The sequence below is a fragment of the Microcoleus sp. Pol12B5 genome (genome assembly GCF_036701335.1).
Lineage (GTDB): Bacteria > Cyanobacteriota > Cyanobacteriia > Cyanobacteriales > Microcoleaceae > Microcoleus.
Genome location: NZ_JAUBQQ010000122.1, coordinates 1 through 6,223 on the forward strand (window position 1 = coordinate 1; position 6,223 = coordinate 6,223).

The window sequence follows — 6,223 nt, forward strand, 5'->3', positions numbered from 1 at the left end:
CAACTTATCTTTAATCGAGCTTGAATAGATCGATCGCTCCTGTTCTTAGTTTGCGATCGATTATTCAGCAAGCCCTATATAGGACTACCCGATCGCACTTATGGAAATTGATGAAAATTAGCATCCGCGCCAGCAGTTGGCGCACCATATTTAAAATAATTCTCTGCTTTTTCCTCGCGATCGCCTGTTAGTACATAAGTCCTCTCAGCAATCCAAAGTGCCAGTTTTTTAATTGTCCGTCGGCTAGTCACTTGCAGGGAAACTCACAAAAAAATATCATTCTCAGTAACGAGCTTTCGACTATACATCCAATCCTCTTGTGGGGCGGGCTTCTAGCCTGCCCCTAAAAGCTTATTGAGAATAGTACCATATCTCAGGGGAAACGGAAATTGCATCCGAGGATTTTCTCCTTGAGGCCAATTGTGAAAACTGTACTGTTCGATCGCCCTAATCAATCCCACTTACCTAGATTAGACGCATCAACATCTTTTAAAGGAATGACTTATGAACTTCACAGCAAGACTCACACAAACCAGCTTACTCGGTTTAATGCTATTTGCCAGCAATCCAGCGGCAACCTTTGCTCTAGGACAATCGAACACAAGCACTGCACCAACAGCGTCTCGCACTCAGTCTCCGATTGAAACCATACAAATAGCTAATGTATCCACTCCCCAAAAACAGGTGAGAGATTTTTGTGTTCGCAAAAGACAGACACTGGCAAACTATTTCGAGACCAGCAACTTTCGGATTTATCTGTGCTACAACCACGCTCATCAACTATATTACTACGGGGTTAAAAAGAGTAGCGGCAGCACGATCGCCCTGCGTGCTCGAACTGAAGAGGGGACTGGTTACGTGGCAAAAAATGGCACCTACGATTACATCGTTACAGGAGCCAGCCTTAGTATTTATAACAAAGGCAAACGCATTCTCGAACAACGAGTGATTCGCTCCCTTTAGTATTTAAATGCGATCGCTTTTTCAAGACCCGAATTCTTCAAAAAGCCGGGGATTTAACAGAATATCTGGCTTTTCTGCTGAGACAGACGAAAGTTTGTGTAATTTAACCTCGAACTCAAATGACCGGCGCTTCGCCACATTTGAGTTTGAGGTTAATATCGTTTCCGGTTGCATCAAAATAATAAAATCGAGTCAACAGTTAACACTCAACCATTCAGTTTTTCGACTCACAGTCAACCGTCAACAGTCAACAATAATTCCGGTGCAACCGGAATTGATATAACAAGTTTCAAGCGCCGAATAATCTCAAAATAAAAAAACCCTCCCCAACAAGGAGAAGGGAGGGTGAAAAGACAGTGAGAAATTTAAGTTTTTGCAGAATTAACAATAAGGAGTTACATCTTCGCCACACTCGTCAGCCAAATAACACAAAGCACGAAAGCGCAGCCCTACCACTTGCTCGTAAAGCGGATTTAACTTGCACAGCGGCGGAATGGATAATAAAGTGCGATCGCCAATTTTGACTTCTCGCTCAAACGGACACTGGCTGGGAATAAACTTACACAGCAACCGAGCCAACTTTTGACTTTTAATTGCAGTGTTATCAAGCCATTGTTTCAGCGGATGCAAAAGGTCAAAGTGTGGCTTTTGACCGTAAGGTTGAGAAATTGTAGCGACATTAACGGCGGTTTCTTGTTTGCCAAATCCTACCCAATTTGGCAGAGTTCGGTAGGAGACTGGATGCTCAAATACGTTCATTTTGCTCTCTTCCTCTTTTATAACGAGGTGCCAAGAACTCTCTGTAGAGCTTGTGCGATATTATCTACAATCAGTATCTACAGCATCTCGTTTTGCTTTACCGGATTGAACTTCTTAAATTAATGACTTAAGGCGAGAAAAGTAGTTCCTGATTTTTTTAAAGACGGTGTGCGCTCTAAAAACTGTCCTCATTTCAAGCCCAACAATTGATTGATAGGGTAAAAATTCTGTCTTCTACGTTTTAGCTTCAACCTTCGGTTGACTCTCCTTTTGTAGTTCAATTACAATTGTGACGCATGCAGGTGAATTATCCTATACGTGAAAATGCGGAACTTTTAATAAAACTTATAATATTTCTAAATAAGCTCTGCTGCAAAAAACCGTGAAACCTCGACCCGACAATCTTTGCTCGCGATCGCTCAGAAACTTCTACAATGAGAAATAATCGGTATCACCGCCCTCACAACCCATGAGCAACCCAGAAACCAAAGCTATCACCCGCGAATTGCAAAGCCACGCCGCCATTCTCGGTGGCTTCGTCTGCCTCCTCTGGATTATCGAAATTGTCGATGTATTCCTGTTCCGAGGCAGGCTGAATGCCTACGGAGTCCGCCCCCGCAGCCTCGACGGACTTCAAGGCATCCTGTTGATGCCTTTCCTGCATGGCAGTTTTGCTCACTTAGCCGCCAATACCCTCCCTTTTGTGACATTGGGTTGGTTGATCATGCTGCGAGAAATTAGCGACTTTTTTATCGTGAGTGCCGTAACCGTGCTAGTCAGCGGATTCGGAGTTTGGCTGACTGGCGCGCCCTATTCCGTTCACATTGGTGCCAGCGGATTAATCTTTGGTTACTTCGGCTTCTTGCTGCTGCGGGGCTATTTTGAACGCAGCTTTACATCTATTTTGGTATCTTTAATTGTCGGTTTCTTCTACGGCAGTTTAATTTGGGGAGTTTTGCCCTCGCAGCCGGGAGTTTCCTGGCAAGCGCATTTTTTTGGGTTTGTCGGCGGGGTATTAACAGCTCAACTTTTGGGGAGGCAGAAACGGCGAGTTAACTAGAATAAGACTGAGGCTGCATCCTATCATCACCTTGGTTTATTGCTCATAAATTATCTAAAAGCGTAGGTTTTTTGTCAAGAAACCAGGTGTTTTTTGTAGCAATTGCGTCCACGAAAGTATGCCTAACTGCTGACCAATAATTCAACGCGGGCCGGCAAGCACACAGTAAAAACCGAACCGCAACCTAACTCGCTTTCAACGTGCATATCGCCACCCATCATCACGCAAAAGTGACGACTAATAGTCAATCCCAAACCCGTGCCGCCATACTTGCGGGTAGTTGAGGCGTCGCCCTGCATAAATGCTTGAAATAAATGCTGCAATTGTTCCGGGGGAATCCCAATGCCCGTATCAGCTACGCGAAAAATTATTGAGTCGGAAGGTTCTGCTATTTGTTGAGTGGTTAAGCTGTCATGTTTAACTCTTTCAATACAGAGGCTAATAGTGCCCTGTTCCGTAAATTTGGCTGCATTGCTCAGCAGGTTGAGCAATATTTGACGAGTTTTGGTAATGTCCGCATACACCATTCCCAAGTCGTCAGCACAATCAACTTCAAACTTATTAGAATTTTTATCTACCAAGGGTTTGACAGTAGAAACTACCTCGTCAATTAAATTAACCGGGTTGAAAGTTTCTAAGTAAAGTTCCATCCGACCCGCTTCAATCTTAGAAATATCTAGAATGTCGCTAATTAAAGATAGCAGGTGTTTGCCCGCTGTTTGAATTTTTTCCAAGTCGGGGATAAAATCTTCGCAGCCTAAATCCTCGGCGTCTTCTTTGAGCATATCGCTGTAACCAATAATCGCATTGAGGGGAGTTCGCAATTCGTGGCTCATATTAGCTAAAAAGGCGCTTTTGGCTTGGCTTGCAGCTTGAGCTGTTTGAGCTACTTTTTGGAATTCTTCTGCTAATTTGCGCTGGGTAATATCTTCGGCAATACCGACGATGCGGTAAATTTCTCCGGTTTGGCTGCGGACTGGAAAAGCCCGATCGCGCACCCAGCAAACTGAACCTTCCGTTGGCGTAGCCCCCGTAGGCGATCGCACTACCCGATACTCTTCATCATAATCGCCCCGCACCTGTTTCTCAAAAGCAGCCTTAACGCGATCGAGATCCTCCGGGTGAATAGCATCCCAAAAAGCCTCCGGTTCTGACTGCAAACTCTGACAGCTCAAATTCCATATTTTTTCGCAAGCAGGGCTCACATAAAGTAGCTGCTTTTGATTGGGTTCTCTAATCCAAAATACCTCATGAATATTTTCTGCCAACTGGCGAAACCGCTCCTCGCTAGCCCGCAACTTCTCCACAGCACTGTGAAATTCAGTCACATCCTGAATTAGCGATGCCACCCCAATGATGCTGCCGTCAGCATCAACCAAAGTCGTATTGTACCACTCGCACAGAATAATTTTGCCGTCCTTTCTGATGTTCTCGTTAAGGCTGGTAACTCCTCCTTGATTAGTGAGCAAAGTTATAGATAGTTGCCTGACATACTCCTTAGCACTTTCAGGAACTATGAGATCGACTCCGTGGCGTCCCATTGCTTCCAAGCGGTTGTATCCAAAAATTCTTTCCGCTGACAAATTCCATTCCGCTACTTCAAAATTTAGATCCCATTCAATCGCTCCCAAAGGAGTTTGGTGAAGATGGAGAGCCAGTTTTTGCTGCGAGTTTTTCAGAGAAATAATTAATTGATTTTTGTCGGCGATCGCAGATTCTACCCGATCTTCGAGAGTAGTAAACGACTCTTCCAATTGACCTGCCATCCTATTAAAAGAGCGAGCCAGGACACCCACCTCATCCTCCCGATCTACAGACGCCATCAACCGGGAATCTACCGCCATTCCATCCCATTCTCCCCGGGACAAAGCCTCCGCAGCCTTGCTCAGACGCCGAATCGGTACAACAATCCACCTAGAAGTCAGAGCGCCAATCGCCGTTGCCAGCACCAAAGCACCCAGACACATCACCACAGTATATCGAGTGTTGGCATTAATCCTTTCCATAAAATCGGCTTCCGGAACCGTCACCACAATCAACCAGTCGAGGCCCCTACTGTCTAAAAGTGGCGTCACCTGTAGAAATTGCCGTTGACCGTCGATCGTAAAATCTAACTGGCGAGATCTGTCAATTTTGTGCAAATCCCCGAACCGTTCTGTCAAATAGCGGGCGGTCGATCGAATTAGAACATTCTTGCTACTGGCTGCCACAATCCGTTTGGGAACGCCGTTGCTAACAATAAATGGCGGTTCCCGAGTAGAATTGGCCACCAATTGTCCAGACCTTTCTACAATAAAAGTCTGTCCAGATTTACCAATTTTTAGAGTTTCCAAGAATTGATTGAGCTTGGAGAGTGCCAAGTCAGAACCTAGGATGCCAATCAGTTTACCGTCATCGCCATACACAGGTTGAGCAGCCGTAATCGCTAGTTTGGGAGCATCAAAATAAGTATAAATTTTACTCCAAGTCGGTTTGCCTGCCCGCACCGGAGCTATGTACCAAGGTCTGATGCGGGGGTCGTAGTTGAGAGTACTTTTTAATAGCTTGGTTGGTTCCCCGAACTCTGACGGCGCGTAGCTGTAAAAGTTATAGCCTGTAGATTGATTAGAAATCTGAACTTGCAACTTGCCGTCGTCGAGGCGTTCAACTCCAATAAAATCTTTTTGTTCCGATGCGAATTGAATGTAACTAATTTTATCAAAGACTTGGATTTGTTTGTAGAAGTAGCGTTGCAAACTATCACTATCCTGCACGTTCACAATGCCGAGACGGATGGCATCGAGATTGAGCTGATTGATTTGGTGTGGCGTTTCAATATAACTATTAATATGTTGCTGGATACGCGATGTGACTTCTGTCCGCAGTTGTGCGGCAACATCGTTGACGGCTATGCGCCCGTTCCGCAGCGACAGCCACCCCGTCAACCCTACCGCAGCGAAAGTCTGAAGGGCAAAAGGCACAACAAGGACGATGCGAATTGGCACTTTGCCCGACATTTTTAAAATCGAGTCGGTTAGATATTTGATTGGCATGGTAAAGCAGAACTATTATTAACCCACAACATTCGGGTCAAGTACAAATTGATGAGCGCAGGTTTTGAAGTTGAGATGGTTTTAGTAGGCAAAGTGCTGTTAATAACTCGGAATCTGCCGCTGGCAACTGAATTTTTAACGACTGCCACCGCCATCTTAGCGCGATCGCGAGCTTTGGGAACATTGGCATCGAGATGAATGCAGTATCAATCTTGGACGTACTCTACACGCTCATATTATTATAGATTTTGAGATTAAAGAATTAAATAATTGGGAAAAAGAGATTCTGTAAGGGTTGAGAACTTGCCTGCTGTTCCATTCTTTTTTTAGACTGGTAAGTAGCTAGACAAAATTAATTACATAGTTTTCTCCAAATTCTTTCAGGATTTTTTCCACAGAGGTAACAAAA

6 protein-coding genes are annotated in these 6,223 nt (G+C 44.7%); 3 read left to right on the top strand and 3 right to left on the bottom strand.

What is annotated here, in order from left to right; all coding sequences use genetic code 11:
• Nucleotides 1-98: 98 nt before the first annotated feature.
• Entirely contained in the window at nucleotides 99-251 is a 153-nt protein-coding gene (locus tag QUA24_RS26420; protein ID WP_333233327.1) for a hypothetical protein, read from the bottom strand.
• A gap of 253 nt (nucleotides 252-504) precedes the next feature.
• On the opposite strand from QUA24_RS26420, the gene QUA24_RS26425 reads away from it, so the two are divergent.
• Nucleotides 505-963 (top strand): hypothetical protein, encoded by a 459-nt coding sequence (locus tag QUA24_RS26425; RefSeq protein WP_333233329.1) that lies wholly within the window; start codon nucleotides 505-507, stop codon nucleotides 961-963.
• A 381-nt stretch (nucleotides 964-1,344) separates the two neighbouring features.
• Here the strand turns inward: QUA24_RS26425 and QUA24_RS26430 are convergent, their stop codons facing one another.
• Entirely contained in the window at nucleotides 1,345-1,722 is a 378-nt protein-coding gene (locus QUA24_RS26430; RefSeq protein ID WP_333233331.1) for a Mo-dependent nitrogenase C-terminal domain-containing protein, read from the bottom strand.
• Nucleotides 1,723-2,191: 469 nt separating this feature from the next.
• Here QUA24_RS26430 and QUA24_RS26435 point away from each other — a divergent pair, with 469 nt between their 5' ends.
• Nucleotides 2,192-2,782 (top strand): rhomboid family intramembrane serine protease, encoded by a 591-nt coding sequence (locus QUA24_RS26435; RefSeq protein WP_333233332.1) that lies wholly within the window; start codon nucleotides 2,192-2,194, stop codon nucleotides 2,780-2,782.
• 122 nt (nucleotides 2,783-2,904) lie between these two features.
• Here QUA24_RS26435 and QUA24_RS26440 read toward each other — a convergent pair whose 3' ends face one another.
• Complete coding sequence (locus tag QUA24_RS26440; RefSeq protein WP_333233334.1) at nucleotides 2,905-5,814, bottom strand: PAS domain S-box protein; 2,910 nt, start codon at nucleotides 5,812-5,814, stop codon at nucleotides 2,905-2,907.
• Nucleotides 5,815-5,865: 51 nt separating this feature from the next.
• On the opposite strand from QUA24_RS26440, the gene QUA24_RS26445 reads away from it, so the two are divergent.
• Nucleotides 5,866-6,012, top strand: coding sequence for a hypothetical protein (locus QUA24_RS26445; RefSeq protein ID WP_333233336.1), 147 nt, complete (start codon nucleotides 5,866-5,868; stop codon nucleotides 6,010-6,012).
• Nucleotides 6,013-6,223 lie beyond the last annotated feature (211 nt).